This is a genomic window from Shouchella lonarensis, assembly GCF_900096965.1.
GTDB lineage: Bacteria > Bacillota > Bacilli > Bacillales > Bacillaceae_D > Shouchella > Shouchella lonarensis.
The window spans coordinates 1-25,097 of record NZ_FMYM01000011.1 but is presented as its reverse complement, the minus strand read 5'-3'; the positions used below and the strand labels follow the sequence as shown (position 1 = coordinate 25,097).

At 42.0% G+C, this 25,097-nt stretch carries 25 protein-coding genes, 11 tRNA genes and 1 pseudogene; 32 read left to right on the top strand and 5 right to left on the bottom strand.

The genetic code is table 11. The annotated features are described in order from the left end of the window. Positions 1–140: 140 nt before the first annotated feature. Together BLT29_RS11355 and BLT29_RS11350 are read right to left on the bottom strand one after the other, a co-directional pair. Complete coding sequence (locus BLT29_RS11355; RefSeq protein WP_090776438.1) at positions 141–743, bottom strand: YitT family protein; 603 nt, start codon at positions 741–743, stop codon at positions 141–143. A gap of 125 nt (positions 744–868) precedes the next feature. Continuing rightward, positions 869–1,636 carry a rhomboid family intramembrane serine protease gene (locus BLT29_RS11350; RefSeq protein WP_367576297.1) on the bottom strand — a complete coding sequence of 256 codons (768 nt, stop codon included), beginning with the start codon at positions 1,634–1,636 and terminating at the stop codon, positions 869–871. A gap of 231 nt (positions 1,637–1,867) precedes the next feature. Here BLT29_RS11350 and BLT29_RS11345 point away from each other — a divergent pair, with 231 nt between their 5' ends. From BLT29_RS11345 to BLT29_RS11320, 6 genes and pseudogenes are all read left to right on the top strand, one after another. Then, positions 1,868–2,896, top strand: coding sequence for a LolA family protein (locus BLT29_RS11345; protein ID WP_090776437.1), 1,029 nt, complete (start codon positions 1,868–1,870; stop codon positions 2,894–2,896). A 153-nt stretch (positions 2,897–3,049) separates the two neighbouring features. After that, positions 3,050–4,222 carry an alanine racemase gene (gene alr, locus BLT29_RS11340; protein ID WP_367576296.1) on the top strand — a complete coding sequence of 391 codons (1,173 nt, stop codon included), beginning with the start codon at positions 3,050–3,052 and terminating at the stop codon, positions 4,220–4,222. 324 nt (positions 4,223–4,546) lie between these two features. Further along, positions 4,547–4,681 (top strand): annotated as a pseudogene (locus BLT29_RS14075) (antitoxin); the annotation flags it as partial. A gap of 2 nt (positions 4,682–4,683) precedes the next feature. Continuing rightward, positions 4,684–5,034: a type II toxin-antitoxin system PemK/MazF family toxin gene (locus tag BLT29_RS11330; RefSeq protein ID WP_090776435.1), complete on the top strand. Its 351-nt coding sequence runs from the start codon at positions 4,684–4,686 to the stop codon at positions 5,032–5,034. A gap of 219 nt (positions 5,035–5,253) precedes the next feature. After that, positions 5,254–6,249, top strand: a complete 996-nt coding sequence (locus tag BLT29_RS11325; protein WP_090776434.1) for a hypothetical protein — start codon at positions 5,254–5,256, stop codon at positions 6,247–6,249. Between the two features lie 156 nt (positions 6,250–6,405). Then, entirely contained in the window at positions 6,406–8,574 is a 2,169-nt protein-coding gene (locus BLT29_RS11320; RefSeq protein ID WP_090776482.1) for a Tex family protein, read from the top strand. On the opposite strand, the gene cmpA is transcribed toward BLT29_RS11320, so the two are convergent. Then, positions 8,571–8,711 (bottom strand): cortex morphogenetic protein CmpA, encoded by a 141-nt coding sequence (cmpA, locus tag BLT29_RS11315; protein WP_090776433.1) that lies wholly within the window; start codon positions 8,709–8,711, stop codon positions 8,571–8,573. The two genes, BLT29_RS11320 and cmpA, sit on opposite strands and share 4 nt — an antisense overlap. Before the next feature lie 83 nt (positions 8,712–8,794). On the opposite strand from cmpA, the gene BLT29_RS11310 reads away from it, so the two are divergent. The 8 genes from BLT29_RS11310 to BLT29_RS11275 all read left to right on the top strand — a co-directional run bounded on the left by BLT29_RS11310 (position 8,795) and on the right by BLT29_RS11275 (position 13,403). Continuing rightward, positions 8,795–9,232: a SprT family protein gene (locus BLT29_RS11310; RefSeq protein ID WP_090776432.1), complete on the top strand. Its 438-nt coding sequence runs from the start codon at positions 8,795–8,797 to the stop codon at positions 9,230–9,232. Between the two features lie 124 nt (positions 9,233–9,356). Next, positions 9,357–9,431: transfer RNA gene (locus tag BLT29_RS11305), tRNA-Asn, on the top strand. A 3-nt stretch (positions 9,432–9,434) separates the two neighbouring features. After that, positions 9,435–9,522, top strand: a tRNA-Ser gene (locus tag BLT29_RS11300). 397 nt (positions 9,523–9,919) lie between these two features. Further along, a complete protein-coding gene (locus tag BLT29_RS11295; RefSeq protein ID WP_090776431.1) occupies positions 9,920–10,291 on the top strand; it encodes a hypothetical protein in 372 nt (123 codons plus the stop codon). 112 nt (positions 10,292–10,403) lie between these two features. After that, on the top strand, positions 10,404–11,177 hold the full coding sequence (locus tag BLT29_RS11290; protein WP_090776430.1) for an ABC transporter permease: 774 nt from the start codon (positions 10,404–10,406) through the stop codon (positions 11,175–11,177). Further along, positions 11,170–12,009, top strand: a complete 840-nt coding sequence (locus BLT29_RS11285; protein ID WP_090776429.1) for a hypothetical protein — start codon at positions 11,170–11,172, stop codon at positions 12,007–12,009. Before BLT29_RS11290 ends, BLT29_RS11285 begins: the two co-directional genes overlap by 8 nt. Before the next feature lie 110 nt (positions 12,010–12,119). After that, positions 12,120–12,746 (top strand): hypothetical protein, encoded by a 627-nt coding sequence (locus BLT29_RS13510; RefSeq protein ID WP_218124008.1) that lies wholly within the window; start codon positions 12,120–12,122, stop codon positions 12,744–12,746. 18 nt (positions 12,747–12,764) lie between these two features. Further along, positions 12,765–13,403 carry an ABC transporter ATP-binding protein gene (locus BLT29_RS11275; protein WP_090776427.1) on the top strand — a complete coding sequence of 213 codons (639 nt, stop codon included), beginning with the start codon at positions 12,765–12,767 and terminating at the stop codon, positions 13,401–13,403. Positions 13,404–13,604: 201 nt separating this feature from the next. Here BLT29_RS11275 and ltrA read toward each other — a convergent pair whose 3' ends face one another. Beyond that, positions 13,605–15,428, bottom strand: a complete 1,824-nt coding sequence (gene ltrA / locus BLT29_RS11270; RefSeq protein ID WP_090776481.1) for a group II intron reverse transcriptase/maturase — start codon at positions 15,426–15,428, stop codon at positions 13,605–13,607. Between the two features lie 978 nt (positions 15,429–16,406). Between ltrA and BLT29_RS11265 the strand changes: the two genes are divergently transcribed. From BLT29_RS11265 to arsC, 14 genes are all read left to right on the top strand, one after another. Continuing rightward, positions 16,407–16,478: transfer RNA gene (locus BLT29_RS11265), tRNA-Glu, on the top strand. 53 nt (positions 16,479–16,531) lie between these two features. Then, a tRNA-Val gene (locus BLT29_RS11260) sits at positions 16,532–16,604 on the top strand. An 11-nt stretch (positions 16,605–16,615) separates the two neighbouring features. After that, positions 16,616–16,692: transfer RNA gene (locus tag BLT29_RS11255), tRNA-Asp, on the top strand. 25 nt (positions 16,693–16,717) lie between these two features. Further along, positions 16,718–16,803: transfer RNA gene (locus BLT29_RS11250), tRNA-Leu, on the top strand. Positions 16,804–16,819: 16 nt separating this feature from the next. Continuing rightward, positions 16,820–16,904, top strand: a tRNA-Leu gene (locus BLT29_RS11245). A gap of 279 nt (positions 16,905–17,183) precedes the next feature. Beyond that, the gene (locus BLT29_RS11240) at positions 17,184–17,786 is read left to right on the top strand and encodes a hypothetical protein (RefSeq protein WP_090776426.1); all 603 of its coding nucleotides are present in this window, start codon (positions 17,184–17,186) and stop codon (positions 17,784–17,786) included. Further along, a complete protein-coding gene (locus BLT29_RS11235) occupies positions 17,779–18,105 on the top strand; it encodes a winged helix-turn-helix domain-containing protein (protein WP_090776425.1) in 327 nt (108 codons plus the stop codon). The genes BLT29_RS11240 and BLT29_RS11235 overlap by 8 nt, the downstream gene beginning before the upstream one ends. Beyond that, positions 18,102–18,992, top strand: a complete 891-nt coding sequence (locus BLT29_RS11230; RefSeq protein WP_090776424.1) for an ABC transporter ATP-binding protein — start codon at positions 18,102–18,104, stop codon at positions 18,990–18,992. The genes BLT29_RS11235 and BLT29_RS11230 overlap by 4 nt, the downstream gene beginning before the upstream one ends. Further along, on the top strand, positions 18,992–19,729 hold the full coding sequence (locus BLT29_RS11225) for an ABC transporter permease (protein ID WP_090776423.1): 738 nt from the start codon (positions 18,992–18,994) through the stop codon (positions 19,727–19,729). Before BLT29_RS11230 ends, BLT29_RS11225 begins: the two co-directional genes overlap by 1 nt. A 195-nt stretch (positions 19,730–19,924) precedes the next feature. Beyond that, positions 19,925–20,443, top strand: coding sequence for a hypothetical protein (locus BLT29_RS11220; protein WP_090776422.1), 519 nt, complete (start codon positions 19,925–19,927; stop codon positions 20,441–20,443). Between the two features lie 293 nt (positions 20,444–20,736). After that, the gene (locus BLT29_RS11215; RefSeq protein WP_090776421.1) at positions 20,737–21,441 is read left to right on the top strand and encodes an aspartate/glutamate racemase family protein; all 705 of its coding nucleotides are present in this window, start codon (positions 20,737–20,739) and stop codon (positions 21,439–21,441) included. A 128-nt stretch (positions 21,442–21,569) separates the two neighbouring features. Next, positions 21,570–21,914, top strand: a complete 345-nt coding sequence (locus BLT29_RS11210) for an ArsR/SmtB family transcription factor (protein WP_090776420.1) — start codon at positions 21,570–21,572, stop codon at positions 21,912–21,914. Positions 21,915–21,951: 37 nt separating this feature from the next. Then, the gene (locus tag BLT29_RS11205) at positions 21,952–23,250 is read left to right on the top strand and encodes an arsenic transporter (RefSeq protein ID WP_090776419.1); all 1,299 of its coding nucleotides are present in this window, start codon (positions 21,952–21,954) and stop codon (positions 23,248–23,250) included. A 26-nt stretch (positions 23,251–23,276) separates the two neighbouring features. Continuing rightward, positions 23,277–23,696 (top strand): arsenate reductase (thioredoxin), encoded by a 420-nt coding sequence (arsC, locus tag BLT29_RS11200; protein WP_176763903.1) that lies wholly within the window; start codon positions 23,277–23,279, stop codon positions 23,694–23,696. Positions 23,697–23,755: 59 nt separating this feature from the next. On the opposite strand, the gene BLT29_RS11195 is transcribed toward arsC, so the two are convergent. Then, on the bottom strand, positions 23,756–24,322 hold the full coding sequence (locus BLT29_RS11195; RefSeq protein WP_090776417.1) for an NUDIX hydrolase: 567 nt from the start codon (positions 24,320–24,322) through the stop codon (positions 23,756–23,758). Between the two features lie 190 nt (positions 24,323–24,512). On the opposite strand from BLT29_RS11195, the gene BLT29_RS11190 reads away from it, so the two are divergent. From BLT29_RS11190 to BLT29_RS11175, 4 genes are all read left to right on the top strand, one after another. Beyond that, positions 24,513–24,589: transfer RNA gene (locus BLT29_RS11190), tRNA-Arg, on the top strand. Between the two features lie 9 nt (positions 24,590–24,598). Further along, positions 24,599–24,672: transfer RNA gene (locus BLT29_RS11185), tRNA-Pro, on the top strand. A gap of 13 nt (positions 24,673–24,685) precedes the next feature. Beyond that, positions 24,686–24,759: transfer RNA gene (locus BLT29_RS11180), tRNA-Gly, on the top strand. Between the two features lie 55 nt (positions 24,760–24,814). Next, positions 24,815–24,891 (top strand) — tRNA-Ile (locus tag BLT29_RS11175). Positions 24,892–25,097 lie beyond the last annotated feature (206 nt).

Sequence of the window (25,097 nt, the reverse complement as noted above, 5' to 3'; positions counted from 1 at the left end):
TGGACATGCGTGATTATTTTAGTGAAAGTGTGGTGGTTCGACGTGAAGATGAGTAACAAAAAATTGTTTATCATAATTGCGGTGGTTGCATGTTTATATGGCATCGCGTATTGGATTTTTCGGGGTGATATCGAGCTGCCTTAAAGAGATAGGTGGTTGTGTGTATGACCTCCGCCCCACGCAGTAATCATTGTTGTTGCAATGCCGGTAGCAATGACTGCAATAGTTGACAAGATAATTTCATCAAAACTAACGATGGGGATCCCTGCTACAACAACGGCAAGGTCGAATCCAACAATTAAAATTCCGACATTCCAGGCCGTTCTTGCGGAAATCATTTGTGCAAGCAGGTCGAAACCGCCTGTGCTAATGTCAAGTAAGAACATGATGCCTGCGCCGATGCCGAGCATGAGTCCACCAACAATAGCGCTTGGTAAGGGCGAGAGAATGGGCGTCGTCGGTGTAAACGCTGCAAGAAGATCGATGAGAAATGAAGAAGTAAGCACGCCTGCTAAAGAATGATAGAAGAAAGGGCGATAATAAAACCAGGCACCAATGTATATTGGGATACTGATAATAAGAATGGTCATGCCGACAGGGACACGCCAAATATAATGAGCGATCAATCCTGCCCCGAAAATACCACCATCAAGTAAATGGTAGGACACAAAGAAAAAATTGATGCCGACACTAATGAGTATACATCCTAAAAGCAGCACGCTAATATATCGAATGATTTTCATCTAGAGACCACCCTTATGTTCTGTGACAAGCTCTTTTCATCCTATGCAGTGGATAGGACGACTATGACGAGCAGGGTGCAAAGTGAGAAGAGCCTCTGACCAATTATGGTGGAGGCTCTTCCTTCTTACATATTAAGGCGTGTATAAATGCCGATTGCAATGAGAACGGCGATAACAATTAGAACGATTCGTATGACTTTTTGGTTGCGTGCGCGATTTTTCCATCGGTTTGGTTTGAATGAAATGTCATCTTCATCGAGGTAGGTTTTACGACTTGTATGGCGCACTGCATAAAAGGGCTTTGCGTTGCGCGTGAATAAAGGCGCAAGGATGAGTCCACCTGCTAATCCGAATAAATGACCTAGAATATTAATTTGTGGTGAGACAAATGTCATGACAACTGAAATGGCAAGAATCGTTAGGACGAGCTGACTGTTTTGGGTGTCGAGCAAGTCTTTCCGCGCTAAAAACATATACAAGTAAACACCAAACAACCCGAAGATCGCACCTGAAGCACCAACGTGTGTGTACATGGGTGTTTCTAGTAAAAACGTAGCAATATTGGCAACAACGCCAGCTAGTAAATAAACGGCAAGAAACTTGAATCGCCCAAGCATGATTTCGAGTGCAGGAGCGAAGATGACGAGTGAAAATGTGTTGAATAACAAGTGGAAAAGTGATTGCGTTGAATGTAAAAAGATTGGTGTTAGCAGACGCCAATATTCTCCTGTACTAATGAGAAAATTTGCGCCAACACCTTGGCGGTAAAGTTCCGCTCCATACGGTAAAAACAGCACCCATAGGTGGATGATGATATTTAAGCCAGCAAGGGTTGTAACGACAGGGTATCGGTGGACAAATGTTGAAAAGGATTCGTTTCGGATAAACATCATTGATTTCACTCCCTATTGCTTAAATGTATGTATGAGTAAAAAATTTCCTTACTGTTATAGTATCACACTTTTTCCTATTTAGACGTTTTGTTGTCTATAGACCTTTCAAACCTGCTTTTTAAAACGACTTGTCTGCATATTGTCTAATGTCGCCTCATATAGTGTACAGCAACGAAGGGTGGACGACTTTGTTCACATTTACAAGTAGATTAGAAGGGGTGAAGGGAGTTTATGGCGAAGACAAAGTGGTTGACCGTTGTTATGTGCTGTATGTTGGTCATGCTCGCAGCGTGTGGTGAGAAGTCAAAGGAAGATGTATTAAATGATATTGAGGGTGCACTTGAAGATGTAACAAGTTATAGGTCGAAAGGAACAATGGTACTTGAGACAGGTCAAGAACCACAAACGTATAATGTGGAAGTATGGCAGAAAGACAATGCTTACTATAAGGTGATCTTGACGAATGCGAATAACAAGCAAAGTCAAATTATCTTAAAAAATGATGAAGGTGTATTTGTGCTCACACCTGCATTGGATAAGACGTTCCGGTTTCAAAGTGATTGGCCAAAAACAAGTAGCCAAGCATACTTGTATGAGTCGTTGTTAAAAGACATTAGTTTAGACGCAGATGTCGTGTTTACACAAGATGAAGCAGCATATGTGTTTAAAACGATGACCAATTATCAAAACAAAAATTTAAGCAACCAAGAGATACGCTTAAATAAAAAAGATTTATCGCCGGTATCAGTGAAAATTATGGATGCCGATGGTCAAGTGTTGGTTGATTTGAACTTTGAAGAGTTTGAGAAAAATCCTGCGCTTGCAAAGGAAGATTTTGATACAGAAAAAACCTTAACAGGTGCAAAAATGTCGGAGCCAACAATTGCAGCAGCAGAGGAAAGTGAAGAAGAGGAATTGGAAGTTCTTTATCCGATGTTTGTTCCGGATGGGGTGAGTGATCAACCAAACACTGAGATTGTTGAAGTGGACGATAGAAAGACGTATGTTCAGCAATACGAAGGAGAAGCGCGATCATTTACGCTTATTCAAGAAGAGAGCGCGCCGGTTGAGGAAGCATCAGCATCGTTTAATGTCATTAAAGGAGACCCGGTTGATTTAGGTTTTACAATTGGTGTTCAGGCATCAGGGCGTGTCATGTGGTCTCACAATGGTTCTGATTTCTTCCTTGTGTCAGATACGATTGAACAGGAAGAGTTAGTTGAAGTTGCCCGATCTGTCTATGGTCGGACGATGAAATAAATTTAACAAGTTTTTGACCGCGTAGGCGGTCTTTCTTTTGTTATTACATGGGAATTAGTGGATATCATCAACATTTAACACAATTTCCTCGACAATTTTTTTTACTGCTTTTATAATAGTAAGGATAGGAGAGGGATGTTGGGGGAGAAAATCGTGAAAAAGAAACCCTTGTATTATAGAGATACATGGATTGAAGTGGACTTAGATGCGATCGCAACCAATGTGCGTTCGCTTTTATCGCTGTATAAACAACAATCACGTCCTGTGAAGGTGATGGCAGTTGTAAAAGCAAATGGTTATGGACACGGCGCATTTGCGGTGGCTAAAACAGCACTTGAGGCAGGAGCAACGCATGTGGCAGTGGCCTTGCTTGATGAAGCGTTGTCATTGCGAGAGCAAGGAATTGAGGCGCCAATTTTCGTGATGGGTAAGATTCGTGCTGAAGACGTGTGCATTGCTAGAGAACACCGGATCGCTGTCACTGTTTGTGAACGGGAATGGCTCAGAGAGGCTGAACAATATATGGACGGGGAAGATCCAGTCGAACCATTGCGGATGCATGTAAAAGTTGATACAGGGATGGGACGTTTAGGTGTGCGAACATCGCAAGAGATGATCGCAATTATGGAAGACATTCAACATGCTGAGGGGATGATGCTTGAAGGTGTGTTTACGCATTTTGCTACAGCGGATGAACAAGATACGAGGTATTTTCAGTTACAAATGCAGCGGTTTCGAACGTTTTTAGCGCAAATGCAAAAAGCGGGTTTATCGGTGCCGTATGTTCATTGTGGCAACAGTGCTGCCGCATTGAGGTTTCCGGACGACATGTTTTCAATGGTTCGGTTTGGGATCGCTATGTACGGTTTAGTCCCCTCACCCGAGATGAAGGATGAATTACCTTTCCAGTTAAATCCAGCACTTTCTCTAAAAGCAAAACTAAGTTTTGTCAAAGAAATTACTGCTGGAGAGGCAGTCAGTTACGGTGCGACTTATCGAGCGACTGAAAAAACGATTGTTGGAACAGTCCCTATCGGTTACGGTGACGGATGGCTTAGAAACAACAGCGTTGATGGAAGCTATGTGCTTGTAGATGGTAAAGAAGCGCCATTTCTAGGGCGTATTTGTATGGACCAATGTATGGTTTCACTCCCTTACCGTATGTCGGTAGGGACAGAAGTGACGTTAATTGGTGGTAGTAAAGAAGCATATATTTCTATGGATGAGGTGGCAAAGCGTTTAGGGACAATTAATTATGAAGTCCCGTGCTTGTTGGGTGCGCGTATTCCACGCATATATTTAAAAGGCGGAGACGTTCTTTCTTAAAGGTCATGCATAAAATTTTTATTTAAGGAAAAAATGACGAACAAGTAAGAGTCTATGTGAATGTACATTTGACGTCGAGATTCAAATTAAATATGAAAAAGGGCTTTTCAAAACGGGGCAAGAATGATATGATAAACGGTGTAACATGTGTGAAAAACAACGTGAAATGTTGTAAAATGATGTGAGACGATTGATTCATTAGGGATACATGTGTGCTCTGTAACTGATGACGAAGATGAGGTGGACGCTGTGTTGGAACAACAAAACTGGGATGATGCCAAAAAGCTAGCTGCTCACGCGAGACGTCAAGCGCGACTAGAAGCTAAATATGACATACGCGAGTCGATGCAACAAGGTTATATGGAAATGGCGAAGATCAACTTGAATATTGCATCAGAAGCCTTTCTGGCTGAGGAGGAAGCGGACCACACGCTGACACGTCTCGTTAGTGGGGTGTAGTTTTGATAGTTAAAAGAGGAGATGTTTATTTTGCCGACTTGTCACCTGTTGTCGGTTCAGAACAAGGTGGCATTCGACCTGTATTGATTATCCAAAATAATATCGGGAATCGCTTTAGTCCAACAGTGATTGTCGCTGCGATTACGGCAAAAATACAAAAAGCAAAATTACCGACACATGTTGAAATTAATGCACGTAAATATGGTTTTGACCGAGATTCGGTCATTTTGCTTGAGCAAGTCCGTACGATCGATAAACAACGATTAACAGACAAAATTACGAACTTAGACGATGAGATGATGGCGTCTGTTGATAAAGCTTTGACAATCAGTTTAGGTTTAGTCGATTTTTAATTCATCATGTTTGTTAATTGGATAATAGTGGTTGACGCGCCATTTTTTCTCTTAAAAAGATAATTTTACATATTAAGGGATAAGTATGCAAAAAAATAGGTCTATAGGCTCATTTTTAGAGAATAGGAGCCTTTTTTGTTGTGCTTCCTATCAGGACATGCTATGATCAATACCGGGATTGGAAGATCCCATAAAATGTCCAAGGATGGTGGAAGACGAATGAAGGGTCAATTCGATTACAAAGAAAAGATGCAGCGAAACAAGCGCCGTCGCACTAATTTTGTGAAACGCATGACAGCTTTGACGCTCGCGGCAACAGTGGCTGTTTCTGTACCTGCAGCAGGAACAGCGTTTGGTGCGACAACAGATGCAATTGATGAAGTGAAATCAGTTGAGAAAGTAGTTAACGTGCTGACAAAAGAAGATGTGTTGGAAAAGAAAGACGAGGTACTAGCAAAAGGTGAGAAAGATGAAACAAAAGAAGGCGAAGTTGTTAAAGAAAACAACGACGACAACAAAGGTGTCGAAGCCGATAAAGATGTGAAGAAAGACGAGGAACCAAAGGTTGAAGAAAAAGTAAAGAATGAAGAAGAAACAAAGACTGAAGAAAAGACTTCTGAAGAGGTAAAGAATGAGTCTCAAAAAGAAGACAGCAAAGAAGATCAGTCTAAAGAAGAAGTGAATCCAGAACCAGAAAAGGTTAAAGAATTAAGCGAGCTTATTTTTGGTGAAGATTTTATTTTTGATGTTGTTCATGCGGATGGAGAGTGTGAAGTCGTCTTCTTTGGTCCTGACCTTGAAGATGAGATGATTGATGTACTCTTAGAAGAGTGGCTTAACAGTCTTTCTGAAGAAGAATATGACATGTACTTCGGTGAGTGTGATTTGGAAAATGGTGAAGAACAAATTGTCACAAAAACTAAGAGCATAAATAACGCTTCTGGTGAGAAATCTACAACACCAGCAGTGGCGAAGGTTTCAAAAAAAGAAGCTAACAAACAAGAAGCTAATAAGCAAGAAGTCAAGAAGACTTCAGATGGAAAAAAAGAGGTCAAGAAAAATACAAAGCCAAAAACAGAAGTGAAGGCAAAAGAAGGTAAGAAATTACCTAATACAGCAACAGATACAGGTATGTATGCTGTGGCCGGTACAATGGCTGTATTGCTTGGCTTTGCAGTGAAGTTAATTTCTCGCGTTCGTCGCACGGCATTATAAGATATAACATAACATAAATGATGATAGGTCTGGAGCCAGTGATGGTTTTAGGCCTTTTTAAGTATATGAGTATTCAGTTTCAACCTGCTATTTCTTTTGGTTTCTTTCAGTGTCTTTTCTGCGTATAATTAAAAATGAAGGAGGTTGATAATCGTGATGGAAACATTATTTGATCAACTAGCGAGTGAGATCGGTATTTCTGAACGGCAAGTGAGGAAAGTTGTGGCGCTGTTAGAAGAAGGCAATACGGTGCCATTTATCGCCCGTTATCGTAAGGAACAAACAGGAGGACTCGACGATCGGCAAATAAAAGAGATTGAAGACCGTTACGCATATGCGGTTCAGTTGCAGCAACGTAAAGAAGAAGTACTACGCTTAGTGGACGAGCAAGGAAAACTGACGACTGATTTAAAGCAAAGCATTTTGAAGGCAGAGAAACTGCAACAAGTGGAAGACTTATATCTCCCTTATAAGAAGAAGCGGCGTACGCGAGCGACCATTGCGAAAGAGCAAGGACTCGAGCCGTTAGCGACGCAAATTTTAACCTTTCCGCGTGTAGATGATCTTTCAGCAGCAGCGAATGAATACATAGCTATCGAAAAAGGATTGGACAGTCTTGAAAAGGTATGGGCTGGTGTGCGTGATATTATTGCTGAGCAAGCCGCAGAATCTCCCCAAGTACGTGCCCGGTTGCGTGATCTCGGGCAGAGACAAGCAACGATCGAAGCAGCAAAAAAGGCAAATGGTGAGCTCGATGAAAAAGGTACTTATGCAATGTATTATGAATATCATGAAGCAGTAAGTAACATCGTGCCGCACCGAATATTGGCATTGAATCGGGGTGAAAAGGACGGTGTGTTAAACGTTCGGGTGCGTTTTCCTAAAGAAAGATTACTGGCAGAAATGAAGCGGATGTACATAGGTGCGCGTACTTCTCCAGTTATTCCACTGGTCGAAGTGGCAATTGAGGATGGTTATGCGCGTCTGCTGGAGCCATCGTTGGAACGAGAGACACGGACGATGTTAACGGAAAAGGCGGAAGAACAAGCGATGCGCGTGTTTGCGAAAAACTTGCAGCAATTGTTATTGCAGCCACCGATGAAAGGGCGTATCGTTCTTGGAATTGATCCTGCTTTTCGAACCGGTTGTAAATGGGCGGTCGTGGATGAGACGGGGAAGTCATTGGAAGTAGGTGTATTTTATCCAACAGCGCCACACCATAAGACAACAGAAGCAGTGGCGATGCTTACGCGTTTAGTGAGGCAGTACGGCGTCAAAATGATTGCGATTGGAAATGGAACGGCTTCGAGAGAGACGGAGCAGTTTGTTGCAGACGCATTAAAACAACTCGATGAGGCCATTTACTATGTCATTGTGAATGAAGCGGGCGCAAGTGTTTATTCAGCGTCTCCGCTGGCGCAGGATGAATTTCCGTCTTTATCAGTTGAGCAACGCAGCGCCATTTCAATCGCGCGACGTCTGCAAGACCCGCTGGCTGAGTTAGTGAAAATTGACCCAAAGTCGGTTGGTGTGGGTCAGTATCAGCATGATGTGTCACAAAAGCAGTTAAATGACTCGCTCCGATTTGTCGTTGAGACAGTCGTCAACCGTGTAGGTGTGAATGTCAACACTGCTTCTGTAGCGTTGTTGCAGTATGTGGCAGGTTTAAATAAAACGCAAGCGACAAATATTGTGCGTATGCGTGAAGAGGGAGGTTCCTTTTCTTCTCGTACAGCGTTAAAAAAAGTCCCTCGTTTAGGTGCAAAGACATACGAGCAATGTATCGGATTTTTGCGGATTCCATCTGGACGTCATGCGCTCGATGCGACAGCCATCCATCCCGAAAGTTACAATCACGCTGAGTCACTGTTAGCGTTGACGGGTTCAACAGCCAAGGACATTGGTACAACGGTGTTAAAAGAGCGTTTAGAAAGTTTGTCGTTAAAAGAATTAGCCGAGAAAATCGGTGTCGGTTTGTTAACGTTGCAAGATATCGTTGATTCACTCATTCGTCCAGGACGAGATCCACGTGATGAAGTAAGTGCACCCCAATTGAAGCAAGACGTGCTCTCGTTAGAGGACCTAGAGGAAGGGATGTCCTTGCAAGGAACGGTGCGAAATGTTGTAGATTTCGGTGCTTTTGTTGATATCGGTGTAAAGCAAGATGGGCTTGTTCATATTTCAAAGCTGACTAATCGGTTCGTGAAGCATCCATTAGATGTCGTGTCCATTGGTGACATTGTGACTGTCTGGGTCGAAGGTGTTGACAAGCAAAAAGGGCGTGTGAGTTTGACAATGAAGGCGCCTGATGGGGCAAATGTTTAGTCGTAGTGGCAGGCGCCGGGGTGTGGTTCTTCATTCGTTGTGTGATAATAAAACCAGCACTGATTGAGAACAATTAATTGATGACGATTTTTCTCAGCAAACGCTTTTCGCAGTTGTTTCTTTAACCAATTAGGCATCTGAGGCGCTCCTTTGCTGTTTTGCAGTAGTATATGTCGGGCAGTTTGTCTTTGTGCGGTTGTTTTTGTAGAGGTGAATAAATATGACGGATCAGGAGTTGCAACGGTTGGTGGAGCGCATTTCATTAACAGTGTTTGGCCGCCCATTTTTACATGAGGCCCGTTTTAACCGGCGCTTACGTACAACAGGTGGACGCTACTTGTTAAAAAGTCATGCAATCGAGTTTAACATAAAACAGTATGAGAAGTTTGGCTTAGAGACGTTGGAAGGGATTATTAAGCATGAACTCTGTCATTATCATTTGCATTTGCAAGGAAAAGGGTATCAACACCGCGATAAAGATTTTCGCTTATTATCACGAGAAGTAGGTGCCCCGCGGTTTTGTCTGTCTACTGAGCCTGAACAGCCAGTCCACCGATACCAATGTTGCCGATGCGGTCATATATACCAGCGTAAGCGACGTTTCGACACGGAGAAGTATGTGTGTGGGAAATGTCGTGGGCAGTTGTATTTATTATAATTTTGATGGACTAATTTTTTAAAGTGGAGGTGCAACATTTTCTTCAAAAAAAGTGTTGCACTCTCGGTTTTGCTATGCTATATTATAATAGTCGCTAAAAGAGACGTTCTTTGTTTCTACATATTCCACAGTAGCTCAGTGGTAGAGCTATCGGCTGTTAACCGATCGGTCGTAGGTTCGAGTCCTACCTGTGGAGCCATATGGAGAAGTACCCAAGTGGCTGAAGGGGCTCCCCTGCTAAGGGAGTAGGTCGCGTGAGCGGCGCGAGGGTTCAAATCCCTCCTTCTCCGTTCAGAGTATCAGATAGGTACAGATAAAACCTCCAAAAACGTTGATATATCAATGTTTTTGGAGGTTTTTATGTTGGAGAGAATCATACCAAAAACGATAGGTTTTGAAAACTTTTTGGTGTGATTTAGTATGGAGATCATGCTGGGAGTGGGTGTTCTTGAAGTGCTTATGGGAACAGAGAAAGCGCCCTGAGTGATGAGTTGTTCATCATACGGGACGTTGACCAAATGGATGAGTGGGGTTCACACACATCTAATGAAATATTTGTTTATACTGAAATAACTTATATATTGGCAACCCATTCCATTCATTTGAAAAATATGTTAGTATTTCAGAGTAATACTTTTTAAGATAGTGTTACCAATACCACATACGATATTTAGGAGGATGTTAGCAATGAAAAAAGTATTATCGGCTTTAACTGCTGTAGCTTTACTTACTGCAGGAGGTTTTGCGTCTGCAGGCACGAAGTATGAGAATTACAGCCTCACTGTACCTAAAATGAACGGAAGTGTCAAAACAAGTGCGCAAACGAAGTCTAACGCAGGTAAGAGTGCAAATTTGAAAGTAACCACTCTTGGTAAACACGTAGATGCTCGCGCGTATTCAGCAAAAGGTGGCACTGGGAAGTGGGTTAGGGTTTCAACGACAGGCACGTATGACCTTCATAATGAGATTTCAAAGAATGATGCTACGCGAGTTCATGTGAGCAGTGATTTACTAACGGTGGTTGCTTCATCAATGAAAGGATCATGGAGAAGCAACTGATGCCCGTGGACTAACCACATTTTAAACCTATACTTCATTTAAAAACATAAAGCAAACGGATCGAGTATCGATCTGTTTGCTTCTATATCTTAGATTTGGAGGGTCTCAATACATGTCTCAAGTGAACATAGAATTAAGAAAAACTTCCTCTACATCCCAATTGGTCATTTGGATACTGGTCATGTTATTGTTACCAGTAATTAAGTTCATGTTAATCAAGGATAATTACGTCTTCTACCGGCAGTTAGAGGTGTTTTTGAGAGTCAATTCTGATTTTGTACCATTGCTCTTTCCGCTTCTAATGATGTTGGTTTACCCGATTCGTTTTGTGGGGGAACAAAAATATAATTTTTTAACTTATGTTGGTGCAAGAATTACCTTACATAAATATTTTAATGCAAAATTGACCACAAATGTATTGTGTGCCTTTTTTATTGCTTTTGGAATGGTTTTTGTCCCGTTTATATTTATTATGTATGTTGAACCAATTTTTGGTTTCATCGCTTTGGAGGATGCTATGGGAAATCCGATCCCATACACCACGTTTGAACAGTTTCTCCCTTTTGGTGATTTAACCTATGGAATTTTATATTCCATGTGGGTTGGATTGAACGGGGCATTATATGCTACGTTTGGATTATTATTATTAATGATAACCCAAAAACCTTTAACAGCACTCACAACCCCATTTATTTATTACTTCATGGGAATGTTCGTTACTCAATTACTAGATTATGAACAATTCTCCACAGGACTAACTATTTTTCCGTTTTCAACATCTCAACATCCATTGTGGACCGTCTTAGTTCCTTTCGGTGTACTCTGCGTCATTATTACCGGACTTTATATTAAGTTAAGAAAGAAGGTTAACTCCGGCTATGAATGATTATAGGTTTAAAATAAGGCGCTTCATAGAAAAGGAATCCGCTGTGCAGTGGATATTGGTTATTTTGGGGGTTCTCTTATATGGATTTTCGATAAGGCTGAGCTTGTTTGAAGAATCTATTTCTTATGGAGCAACTTTAAATAAATGGGATCTGGTTATCCATGTGATGAACAATCCTTACCTGTGGTCTTTTATTTTGCTGTGGTTGCTATGGCTGTCCTTGAGATCAACTAACAGTGAATTCAATTATAATGTGTTAGTTCGGATGCGCTCTTATAAAAAGTGGATTATTTCAACGCTACGCTTATTTTTTTTAAGAATTATTCTGTTGGTTGGCTGTTTAGTAGCGGTAATGATAGTATTAATGATAGGTGTACCTTCTGGTTTGGGATGGAGTGATTTCGCACTTATACAAGGAGAAGAACACTCGATGATACTAGCTCAAGGGATTAACCATCCACTCATTGCTATCATTTTTCATGTGCTGTTACTCTTTCTTTCAGGTGTCACAATACATCTTTTCTTAACTTGGATTTATTTGTTCACATATAAATTATTTATAGTGAGCGTGGTAGCGATTTCTTATTGGGTAATGTTTATCGTTTCATTCAAATGGTTTCCTGCTGAGTATAGCATATCAAATTATTGGAGTTTATCCCAAAGCTATTTGTCCTTCGGGAATTTATGGGCTGTCTTTTTAGTTGGTATGATATTTTTCATAATCGCTTTGGGTTTGTGTGAAACTCTCGATATGAATTTTAAAAATAAAAAAGGTGGAAGATCTATTATGATGCTATTATATTTATATCGAGAAGAAAGGAACAGTGAATGAAGGGATTAAAAAAGATATCATCCGAGCAACTGGTAATGAAATCAATCGTCTACAGTGTGTGTATATGTTTTACCATAATCATTCTACTAGGAAGGGAAGAGGTTCATTCTTTGCCAGAAGGATTCGTAAAAGTCTTATATGGCTCTTCGAAAAACGGTTTTGATTTGCTTTCTTTTTTAGTTTATATTGTAATGAATTATGGGTTCATTTACTTCATTCAGCTCTTGTTGCAACGAGAAGTAACATCACTTGGTTACTACAAGATTTTACGATTTAGGTCTGTATATGTTTGGCTATGGTTGTTATTGAAAAAAGTGATGCGTATGTCTGTTCTTTTTTTAGTTTGTTTGTTTCTGGTGATCACAGTAGGTTATTACATTTATACTTCTAATGGAAGCTTTTCCTATAGTTCTCAATTAGATGTAGAGATAGTGTCTATCATCTATCATTTTTTTGTGAATGGATTTTTACAGTTACTACTGTATAGTCTGCTTTCCTTTTTTATTATGTGGATAAGTAAGGAAATGTTTTACGGCTTCCTTACGCTTTTTGTATTATCTGTAAGTATGTTTCCTGGAATGAATCCCGGGAATATTATTCCGGTTGGATTAAATAGTATGGGGTACTTAATTGATGGCGTTCCATTATTTCAAGTCACGCTAATACTATTGTTGTGTATAATCGGGATCATGGCGATACTAATCTATGTGACTACGAAAAGTGATTTTAATCCTTGAAGATGAAAATGAGGAGTGATGGAAATGATTAAGTTGGACGGTGTTTGCAAATCGTTTGGTGGTTTAACGTTGTTTGAATCCATCGATTATGAGTTTCATAAAGGCAAAATTTACGGTGTTGTCGGTCCAAATGGATCTGGTAAATCAGTTTTATTTAAAATGATATGCGGATTTATTTTCCCAGATCAGGGTAAAATCTTTGTTGCAGGTGAAGAAGTAGGCACGAAAAAAAACAGATTCCCCGAATCTGTGGGTATAATTATTGACGGCCCAGGTTATTTACCTCATCGGACTGGTTTTGAAAATTTAAAAGATCTGTCACTTATTAATAACAATATCACTGATACGGATATTAGGGAATCAATGGTTAAAGTAGGATTGGATCCTTATACATCACAAAAAGTTAAGCATTATTCATTAGGGATGAAACAAAAGTTGGCGATTGCACAAGCCATCATGGAAGATCAACAAGTACTCATTTTGGATGAACCTTTTAATGCTCTGGATGAGGATAGTGTTGAAAAAGTTAGAGAAGTATTACGTTCTTCTCGAGAAGAAGGGAAGACCATTGTTATTACCAGTCACATAAAGGAAGATATATCCGTGTTGTGTGATGAGGTTGTGAAAATTAATGGTAATAAACTGACTAAAATTTAATTTAGGTAAGATAGCACCAATAAGAGGCGACTGGGATATATTCCCTGTCGCCTTCAATCATTTTTATAGCACAATTCCATTCTTAAACAGTGAGGTGGGCTATCAGCGCCTTGTCATGTTTCCATGATTAGGTTTCCAATAGCCTCCTCCCGAACCGTACGTACACCTCTCAATGTATACGGCTCTCCATTTACAGAATTCCTATCGTTTTTGTGCTTTCTTTCCACCATGTGCAATCTTTCTATGACAGTCACGACACAAAACCAGTGTTTTACGTTGTCTTGCAATCATTTTTTGTTCCCACGGTTCTTTCCCTTTTAGGTCTTTTAGGCGTTTAACATGATGTATCTCGAACGGTACATCTTCTTTTCCACACCATTCACATTTTCTAGCACTAATACGTGCTTCCAGTTCCGTCCGACCCATGTACTTTTGGGTGCTTGGGATTGAATCAGGGTCTGCCTTTGCTACCGTTCTGTTCCTCTTGAATCCTTGGTTATAAAAATAGCAGAAGGCTTTCCCAGACTTATTCTTATACCATATTCCCCAACCATTTTCGTGGCGATACTTGTTCTTTATCTTCGCTACAGAGGATTTATGCTTGTTTGCTAAAGTTTTAAGACAACTGTATTCCATTACATAATGTAGTTGCCCCATTTTGGCAGATACATTTTCTGCCAACCTATAGTAGTTATACATTCCTCTAATCTCTGCGTTGTAGGTGTTCACGATTTCTAGGTCCCGCAAGTTCGTCAGAAAGGGTCTATGTTTGGGTTTCCGGTTTTCAGAGTTCAAGTCCTCGACCCACTTTTTATTGGTTATGAACGATTCTATGGATTCTTTAGGTACCATTAGGCGTATTCTTCCTCTATGGCTTCTTCTTTTGACCCCGTTTATGTCTTTAGAGACGCTGTTAGATTTATTAACAGTAACGTCGTACCCTAAGAAGCGTGCTGGTTTGGAACTGTGTGTAATGAGTGTCTTTTCTTCTGATAGTTCAAGTTTCAATTTTCCGCTCAAGAAATTTTTAACCTTAGTTTTGACTTCTTGGCAATCCTCTTTGCTACCATGTACCCCAATGATAAAATCGTCAGCATATCGAGCGTATCTGAGACTTTTATAGTCCGTAGAATCAGAGTATACCTGCGTGCCCAGCTTTTCTTTCCTTATTATCTTGTACTTCTCAATGAGCTGTTGCCTGTTCTCGGTATCTTCGCATGTAGTAATCTTCTTCTTGGTTCTTTGTAGTTTGCCATCTAGTCTCTTGTACTCGGGGTTTACCTTTTGTTTCTTTGGACTTCCCAAGTCAAATTCCTTCTTTAGACAGTCGTTTACGTATCTGTCTAGTTCGTTCAGGTAAACGTTTGCGAGAATAGGACTAATGATTCCACCCTGCGGCGTGCCGGAGAAAGTCTTGTTATATCGGAAGTCCTCCGTATAACCAGCTTTCAGGAATTTCCACATCAACCGTATGAACTTCTCGTCTTGGATCCTTTTTCTAAGTAGATTGATCATGACGTGATGGTCAATGTTGTCAAAGAAGCCTTTGATATCTCCCTCAACGAACCAATTTACTCCCGTGAGGGCACGTTCAATCTGCTTTAATGCTGTGTGACAACTTTTATTGGGTCGGAAGCCATGAGAACTATAATGGAAATTGGGTTCGTATATCGCTTCTAGTATCATGCGACATACTTCTTGAACTATCCTGTCATAGAATGCCGGAATCCCTAGAGGTCTCTTTTTCCCATTCTTCTTAGGGATGTAGACTCTTCTTGCGGGCGCTGGTTGATAGCATTCGTCTTTCAGTGCGCTGATAACCTTTGTGGTATTTTCTTCACTGAAATTGCTTGCTGTTTGTCCATCCACTCCCGCAGTTGCGCTCCCGTCATTCTTGTAGATGTTGCTAAACGCCTTGATATACATTTGTGGGTTGTACAGAATTCTATACAATCTGTCATGCACATAATCTTTCTTGTGAGCTTGTCTCGATAGGTTGATTAATACTACTTCTGGATTTTGCACGAAGCTTTTCGCTCCTTCCAAACATCGTTTAATCTCTGTAAACTGTTCTCCTTCGCCATGTAATGGGCTTTCCCCATCTCCGACTACTACGAGAACTCCGTTACCATATGGAATATTCAGGATCGATACCCATAGCCTTTTGGCGTTTCCACTTAGGTAATCCCCGGTTAGCACAATAAGTATAGGTAGATTGTTGTCGGATAGTCCTTTTACGCTTTTCTTACATCCGTAAGTGCTCAAACTCTTTTAGTGGAAACTACCATTACCTAGTTTGATCAATTAGGAACGGATTTTCCTTCAACACCTGCGGATGTGATGTTAAAGTAGAGTTTGTATTAGGTTTCAGTTGGCTTTCCTAATCGTTCGATCTGGCACCGCTCGCGCTCGGACTTCAGGAGTGTCATCCTTTATCCTCGTACAATCCTTTATGTCTCGACGTTCAGTCGCAATCTTTCCAACTAGATTGACTTACGCCTTTACAACCATGCTACACTCCCTGTTCACTTTCGATTCCAGATAAGGTTGTTGACATTACTCCGGTTTCCTTAGAGTAGCGTTTACCTATTTACGCAATACTTATTGCCCATCTCGGGCGCACCCCACACGATCGTGTATTTCCGTTTTTTAAAGATGAGTCCAAAACCTCTGCTTCTTTCTCGCAAAAGCATTTACACAACCAATATAAGCACGGCTTGTCCAGAAGTGGTGATTGCATTTGTAGATATGACAATTTTGCGGACGGGAGATTGATAGCGCTTTTCTTCCTGTTTATTAGCAAAACGGAAATCATGAACCCCTATTGTTACGTAAGAATTTGCCCATCTAACCCCCAACTGAAAAAAGTCTTTTGGAACGGAAAAGTTTCTATTGACTTTTTTGGTGCGATTTTGGTATAGTATAGAAGTCGGCAAGAGAAAAGCCTTGATATGAAAGAGATTGGAAGAGTGAGCTCCACTCCCTCCTTCTCCGCCATTTTATGGCCCGTTGGTCAAGCGGTTAAGACACCGCCCTTTCACGGCGGTAACACGGGTTCGAATCCCGTACGGGTCATCTTTAAAAAATTTATTGGTAAGAGCACATTTCTTACCACTAACATATAAATTGGAGGATTAGCTCAGCTGGGAGAGCACCTGCCTTACAAGCAGGGGGTCGGCGGTTCGATCCCGTCATCCTCCACTCTTTTTTATGGTCCGGTAGTTCAGTTGGTTAGAATGCCTGCCTGTCACGCAGGAGGTCGCGGGTTCGAGTCCCGTCCGGACCGCCATGATTTAAAAGAATATCCACACGAAGCGGGTGTGGCGGAATTGGCAGACGCGCTAGACTTAGGATCTAGTGTCTTTATGACGTGGGGGTTCAAGTCCCTTCACCCGCACCAATTAAAAATACAATATGCGGTTGTGGCGGAATGGCAGACGCGCTAGGTTGAGGGCCTAGTGGGAGTTAAATCCCGTGGAGGTTCGAGTCCTCTCAACCGCACTATAGTAAGATAGATTAGGGTACTCATGACAAAATGGGTGCTCTTTTTTGTGGGAGGGGGGTGTGACTCATGCCTGTGTTACTGGTGGCGGTTTTTGCTATCCATCAGCCAAAATGGGACTTTTTCAACAATCTCTTGGCTCGATAGAAGACTCGCCGTCTCTGGCGAGCGCTGTATGCCAAAATTTTTTTTATGAAATAAACAAAAAAAGTTGACATTTCGTATTCGTACGTCATATACTCTGTAATATAAAGTACTCTACTTAAGGAGTGATGGAGATGAACAAAGAACAATCTGTATTGTCTCATGCAGAAGCGCTGGAACAATTAGCGCATATTCGGACAGTAACGGCTGAAAAAAGGCAGTATGGGTATCACATTAGTCCGTATTTCTTACTGTGGGGGATTATTTGGCTGATCGCTTTTACTTTACCAGCGTTATTCCCTATATCCCAACCGGTCAGCGGCATGATATGGACCGGTCTAAGCATTAGTGGTTGGGTTGTATCATTTATTGCACCATGGGAACGGCAGCGGCGGCCGTTGTTTCCGCGCTTACTTGTTATACAGATGCGATTCGTGTGGACGGCGTGGTTTTCGATTGTGGCAGTTTTTGCTTTCTTGGTGGCTTTTGGCGCGCTGGCGCTGTCTTTCTCACTTCTTTCCTTATATGCAGTGTTGCTTGTGGCAATGATGTACTTGTTGCTCGCTGTTGTGCTCGGGCGTGAAATCTTCTTTATGGGTATGTGGTTACTTGTACTTGCGGTGGTTACTGCAACATTACTTTTTAAGGCAATGCCGCTTATTTTCGGTGTGATCGGTGGCGGGAGTTTTATTGTCGTTGGATTATTTCTGAGACATAAAGGGAAAAGTCATGCGTAAGGATGGTCTTGGTAGTATTAATGATTTAATCCATGCGAAAGCGCGACTCGGTATTATGAGTATGGTGATGACGTATGAGTATTGCGACTTTACGATGTTGAAAGAGAAATTAAGGTTGACCGACGGTAACCTAGGTGCACATATTCAAAAGTTAGAAGAGGCGCAGTACATTATAACGAAGAAGACGTTTTTAGGACGAAAACCGAAAACGTATGTTTCTGTCACTGAGGAAGGGAGAGAGGCGTATAGGGAATACATTGCGACGCTAGAAGCTGTGCTATACGGAGAAATTTTTCATGAAGGAGAGGGTGACAAGTGATCCGAGTGGAAGATGTCAGCAAACATTATGGTTCAAAACAAGCATTAAATAAAGTTGAGTTGCATGTGCCAGCAGGTGTGTGTTATGGACTGATTGGCCCGAATGGTTCTGGGAAGTCAACATTAATGAAAATCTTAGCGGGTGTGATCAGAGAGTATGAAGGGAAGTTTATCGTTCCTGGGAGTCTTGGTTATGTTCCGCAAGAAATTAGCTTAGAGGAAACGTTAACGGCATTCGATAATTTGCGCTTCTTTGGGAAGATTTATGGGCTTACGGGTGCTCATCTTGCAGGAAGGATTGAAGCGGTGCTAGCGGCGATTGGTTTAAAGGAGCGCGCCACTGACAAAGTAAATACGTTTTCCGGGGGCATGAAACGACGCTTGAACATTGGTTGCGCGCTTTTACACGAACCGGAGTTTGTCATTATGGACGAACCGACCGTTGGTGTTGATCCGCAATCGCGCAGGCATATTTTTCTGCTGGTCGAGCAACTCAAACGGCAGGGAACAACGATTATTTATACAAGTCATCACATGGAGGAAGTTGAGTCGTTGTGTGATGATGTTGCGTTTATTGATCGGGGCAAAATCGTCGAACAAGGTTCAATTGATGCGTTGTTGCGACGTTACGCGCAGTCGGCGGTGTTTATAAAGGGTGAAGGTGTTGTGCGCGATTGGTTTGAATTGGTGGAGCGGGTGGAAGAAAAAGACGGTGGTTGGCTCGTGCATGCAGAGGAGCCACTTGAGACATTGAAGCAGCTCAGCATGCGCTGTCAAGAAGAAAAGATTAGTCCGACGCAGCTTGGGCTAGTAGAAGCGCGCTTGGAAGATATTTTCTTCTCATTGACAGGCACTGATTTACGAGATAGTGAAGGGGGTGACGAGTAATGTGGGCACTTGCGCGCGTGGAGATGAAAAAACAGTTGCAGGATAAAGCGCTCTTCTTTTTTACACTCGTTTTACCGATTGTGATGATTGTTTTGTTTATGAATATCTTTTTGGGGGATGAACCAAAAGAAGCGCTCGCTGGGCATATGGTGATGGCGCTTAGTGTATTTTTCTCAGTGTTTATCATCATTTCGATTGTGACTAGCTTTGTGAAAGATCGAGACAAAGGCATTGTCGCCCGGTTGGCAAGTACGCCGCTCTCGCTTACAAATTATGTGATTGGTAAGAGTTTGCCGTTCTTTGCGATTGTCGCTGCGCAATTGGTCATATTAGCAGCGCTTGGTATCTTCGCATACGGTATGGCCATTCATAATTGGCTGTTGTATATGTTGATGGTATTATTGTGGGCGCTTGTGATTGCCATCTGGGGAGCGGCAGTGGCCATGTTTTCAAAGACGGAAAATACCGGCATTTTAATTACTCAGATTGTGGCGATGGGCGGCGCGTTGGCGGGCGGCTTGTGGATGCCGTATGAACTGTTGCCAAATGTGATCCGAGTGATTGGTAAGTTTACACCGCAATATTGGACACACCAAAGTATGATGACAACAACAGTATCATCACCGGATTTAGGTACGATCGGTGTTGCGGTACTTGTGCTTATTGCGACTGCTGGGCTTGGATTGCTTGTAAGTATGGTCGGGTACCGGACGTTTTTGAAGCGGGCACGGAGTTGATAGTGCTATTAAAAAGAGCGAGTGGGCAATTTCAAAGCCCGCTTGCATACCTGTTGGTTTTTTAGCTCTGAAGATTCGGTTATTTTTTGTCGACTTAGGATATATTTTGTGATACGATTACAAATAACATACAAATTTGCATTTGCAGATAAAATGTTAGCTTTTATTCATACTACTTAATAAAGGAGACTGGGCATGAAACACTTTTCACTGAAGAAATTATCATTAAAATGTGCTGTCGTTGCTGTAGGTTCAGCGTTGCTCTTGGGCACCCCTTCTGGTTCACAAGCTGCAGGAACGTCAGTGCAAAGTGCACAAGAAGTCAGCACAAAGGAAGTCAAACCCACTGCCACTCTAGAGGAGATAAAAGCGATGTGGCGGTCGGATGTAAAAAGGTACGTAAATCGTACCGGTGGAACGAAGGACAGAGACAAAAGGCGGTTATACCGGAGATACTTATCTTACGACCATGTTTTCGGCTTAGAGTCTTGTGAGCTTCGTGACCGATATCATGGTCCGGTTGATTATATCCGCTCCCCGTTTGACTTACTATACACTGTCCCTCACCAACGAGACTCTGTTACGGAAAGGTTCCTGCGTCAAGCTGTAGCTCATGGGTATGCACATATCCATAAGCAATATCCTCCGGAATATGTTGAGAAAAGTTTGATTAAAACGGTGAGACGTATTCATGAGTATCAGTTGGTAAGATGAGACGTATGCAACAGTGATAAGTCATTCGTCTCTAGCATGTCCAGACAAAAACCTACCATTGCAAAATATAATGGTAGGTTTGTTCATTGTTATCTCTTCCCTATAAATCGAAGTTCTTCTACTGCGGTGGTGTCGAGCTTGCCATTCAAAATATCTTACATATACTTTAATGTATCTTGTATTGAGACGGACGCGCCTTTATACATAGTGACACATTTGTTGCTCTAATTTTAAATGCATTTGAGCCGAGTTTGTAATCTCTTTGTAAAGTATAAGAACGGAGTTGAACATAGATGGACAATAAGAAAGTAACGAAACTTGGTATTTTGGCAGGGATGGGACCGCGTTCAACCACCCCTTTTCTTGAGCTTGTCTTAGATGAATGTACGCGCCAATACGGGGCGGTGTTGGACGAAGAGTTCCCTCATATTGTAATTTATTCTTTACCTACACCATTTCATCCACAAAAACCGCTTGATCATTACGGCATGATCCAGTCATTGGAAGTCGGTGTAAGTTGTTTGGTAAAGGCGGATTGTGCTGTGATGGCGATGCCATGTAATACGGCGCACCTTTTTTATCCGCAAATTACTAAGATGACACCGAATCCATTTTTAAATATGATTACCGAAACCGTCGCTGCAATGCCTGAGCAACCAGGAACGGTGGGGTTATTAGCGACGCGCAGCACGGTCGATAGCGGTTTATACGAAGCGGCGCTAAAGGCAAAAGGAAAAGTGGTTGTTATAGACGAGGAGCTCCAAACACGTGTGGACAATTTAATTTGGCAAGTGAAGCAAAAAGGGGTTTGTGAGGATGTTGTTTGTTTATGGGAAGAAATAGAGGAAATGCTTTTGTGTATAGGAGTGACGGAGATCGTTGGTGGGTGTACGGATTTATTTTTTTGTCGGGAGCGGAGTGTTCTTCCTTATTATGATTCGGCACAACTGTTGGCCCGAAGATTTGTTGAGGAGTATGTGTCATTAAATGCGAAATAATAGGGGTTTTTTTCAAGGGGATGCTGGAGGTGTGCTTCTTTGAAGAAAATAAATAAGTTAATCCATATATAACTATTTACTTATATAATAAATTGGTTATATAATAAGTATTGAAAGGGGTGAGCGTAATGACTGTATCATCACATGCAACAATAGATGAGTTGTCGGCTTGCTTAAAGGTGTTGAGTGATCGCACCCGTTTACTAATGTTAAAAGTGATGACTAAAAAGGCGTATTGTGTTTGTCAGCTTGTCGAGATGTTTGAAATGAGCCAACCGGCTGTGAGTCAACATATCGCGAAACTGAAACAGATGCACTTGTTAACTGAGAGTCGTAAGGGGCAGTGGCGTTTTTATACATTAAATAAGCGGGCGCCACAATACGAATTGGCCATGGCGGTGCTAGAACAAATTGCAATTGATGATGTAACGTTATGCGCAGTGCTGGAAAATGAACGATCGGCTGATTGCTGATTGTTTGGAGCAAGATAAGTGAAAGGGGAGAAGATAGTTGGGAGAGGTCATATTAGCGGCGGCGATTTTTTTAATCACACTTGTGTTTGTTATTTGGCAACCGCGAAATTTAAATATTGGTTGGTCTGCTTGTGGGGGTGCGCTCATTGCGCTCTTGCTCGGTGTGGTCAATTTCACTGATATCATTGAAGTAACTGGAATTGTGTGGAATGCGACATTAACGTTTATCGCGGTCATTGTCATTTCACTCATTTTAGATGAGATTGGCTTCTTTGAATGGTCGGCGCTCCATATGACGCGGATTGCGAAAGGCAATACAGTGTTAATGTTTATTTATGTGTGTGTGCTTGGATCGCTGGTCGCTGCTTTTTTTGCAAACGATGGGGCGGCGTTAATTTTGACACCGATTGTGCTCGCGATGGTGCGGGCGCTTAAGTTTGATGAGAAAATGGTGTTCCCGTTTATCATCGCCAGTGGATTTATTGCTGATACCACTTCTTTACCGCTTGTTGTAAGTAACTTAGTTAACATTGTTTCTGCGGACTTTTTTGGAATTGGCTTTGTTGAGTATGCTTCGCGGATGATTATTCCTAATTTCTTTGCCCTTGTATCAAGTATTCTTGTTCTCTATTTATATTTTAGAAAACGGATCCCGAAGCGTTATGATGGTACGCAACTAAAAACACCGGAGGCAGCGATTAAAGATGTGCGGATGTTCCGGTTTTCTTGGTACGTGTTAGCGGCGTTACTCGTTGGGTATTTAGTTAGTGAGTTTTTGCATATACCTGTCTCCATTGTAGCGGGCGTGATTGCCATTATCTTTGTCATTGCGGCGCGATGGAGCCCGGCGGTGAAAACGAAAACGGTTCTTGCTGGGGCGCCGTGGAATATTGTCTTTTTCTCGGTGGGAATGTATGTCGTTGTGTATGGATTACGCAACGTTGGCTTGACAGATGTGTTGTCCGATGTCATTCAAATGGTCGCTGATCAAGGGGTATTTGCAGCGACAATGGGTATGGGTTTTATTGCGGCATTCCTATCTTCTATTATGAATAACATGCCAACTGTCATGATTGATGCGATCGCGATTGCGGGGACCGATACAGCAGGCCTTACACGCGAGGCGCTCATTTATGCTAATGTCATTGGTTCGGATCTTGGTCCGAAGATCACACCAATTGGCTCCTTAGCGACATTGTTATGGTTACATGTACTGTCGCAAAAAGGGGTGAAAATTTCTTGGTGGACGTACTTTAAGACAGGTATTGTCATTACGATTCCAGTGTTGTTCTTTACATTGCTTGGGCTTTATATGTGGCTGTTAGTGATTCATTAATAATCGAAAAAAGGGAGAGTGGTATGATGGCAAAAAAAATGATTTACTTCCTATGTACTGGGAATTCGTGTCGGAGCCAGATGGCAGAAGGGTGGGCGAAAAAACATTTAGGTGAAGATTGGGAAGTGTATAGCGCAGGCCTTGAGGCACATGGGTTAAACCCGAATGCTGTACGAGCAATGAAAGAAGTTGGTGTGGATATTTCTGAACAAACGTCAGATCAAATTGATCCAAACTTGTTGGGGAAAGCAGCGCTTGTCGTGACGTTGTGCGGACACGCAGCAGATAATTGTCCCGTGATACCGCCGCATGTCAAACATGTTCACTGGGGATTTGATGACCCGGCAACGGCGGAAGGGACAGATGAAGAAAAGTGGCAAGTTTTCCGCCGTGTGCGTGATGAGGTTGGTGAGCGACTGAAGCGTTTTGCGGAGACGAACGTGTGAAAATTTGGTTTTATGAATGGCACCTCTGCTCATGTGAGGGGGGCCATTCGATATAGCGTTTATTTTTTGAGCAATGATAGTGTGACCAGCTTTTGAATGACGTTTCTCAAGTTTTCTTCCTTGATAGAGTGGAGGTTTCGCCAGCCGGTTTTTATGCCGCTCTCGATAGGTGAGACGGATTCATTTGTACTGGTCAGCAAATAACGGAAGTCGTAATGCAGGTGTGTTGGTTCTGCTTTCTCCTTATTAGAGGGGATTGTGTGAATATTAATATCTATAGGGCAAAGATTTTCCCTGTGCCAACAATGTAAAGCTGTCTGGATACCTGTTTCTTCTTCGACTTCTCTTTGTGCAGCGCGTAGGGGGCTCTCGCCTAGGTCAACGTGCCCACCGGGTTGGAGCCATTTTTGCAGTGTCGGGTGAAAGACCATGAGCAATCTTTCATTGGTAAATACAATCCCACTGGCAGTAATGTGACCAGGGTAAGTCTTGCGCGAGACTATGTCTTTATGGCCTATCTCTACGTAGGGAATGAAGGGCTCAAGATGTGAGTGTTCATGTGGAAATTGATTTAGATAATGGTTTACTTGTTCTTCGACCGTTGTTTTATATAAAGAGGTTTGCATGACATCATCTCCAATAGGAATGTTGTATGTTTGGTCCACCTAATAATTATATAGAAAATAAGGCCGTTTGTATTGTGAGAGCAACAGAAGGAACATTTTTAATGAAAAAGTATTGCTCGATGCATTTAGATATGTTATATTACTAGGTGTCGTCACTTACTAAGTGACTAAAACAAACGTCTAAATGTATGCGCCCGTAGCTCAATTGGATAGAGTGTCTGACTACGGATCAGAAGGTTAGGGGTTCGACTCCTCTCGGGCGCGCCATTTTAAAGACGGGAAGTAGCTCAGCTTGGTAGAGCACTTGGTTTGGGACCAAGGGGTCGCAGGTTCAAATCCTGTCTTCCCGATTTAAAAAGAGATGCGGGTGTAGTTTAGTGGTAAAACCTCAGCCTTCCAAGCTGATGTCGTGGGTTCGATTCCCATCACCCGCTCCAATGATACTTAGTACGGTGGCTTGCTCTTTTTTTATGTCTTTTGTATCTTAAATAAGGGCCTGTAGCTCAGCTGGTTAGAGCGCACGCCTGATAAGCGTGAGGTCGGTGGTTCGAGTCCACTCAGGCCCACCAAAAAAAGTTTCAAAAAGTACTTGACGAAACTTCAGCTGTCCTGTATAGTACTAAGAGTCGCCAACAAACAGCGACACAAGCTCATTGAAAACTAAACAATAGCCAAGCGTAAAAAGAGATCAATAGATCTCAACATGTAAGCCACAAAGAAATTTGTGCATAATGAGCAAATCAAACACTTTAATGGAGAGTTTGATCCTGGCTCA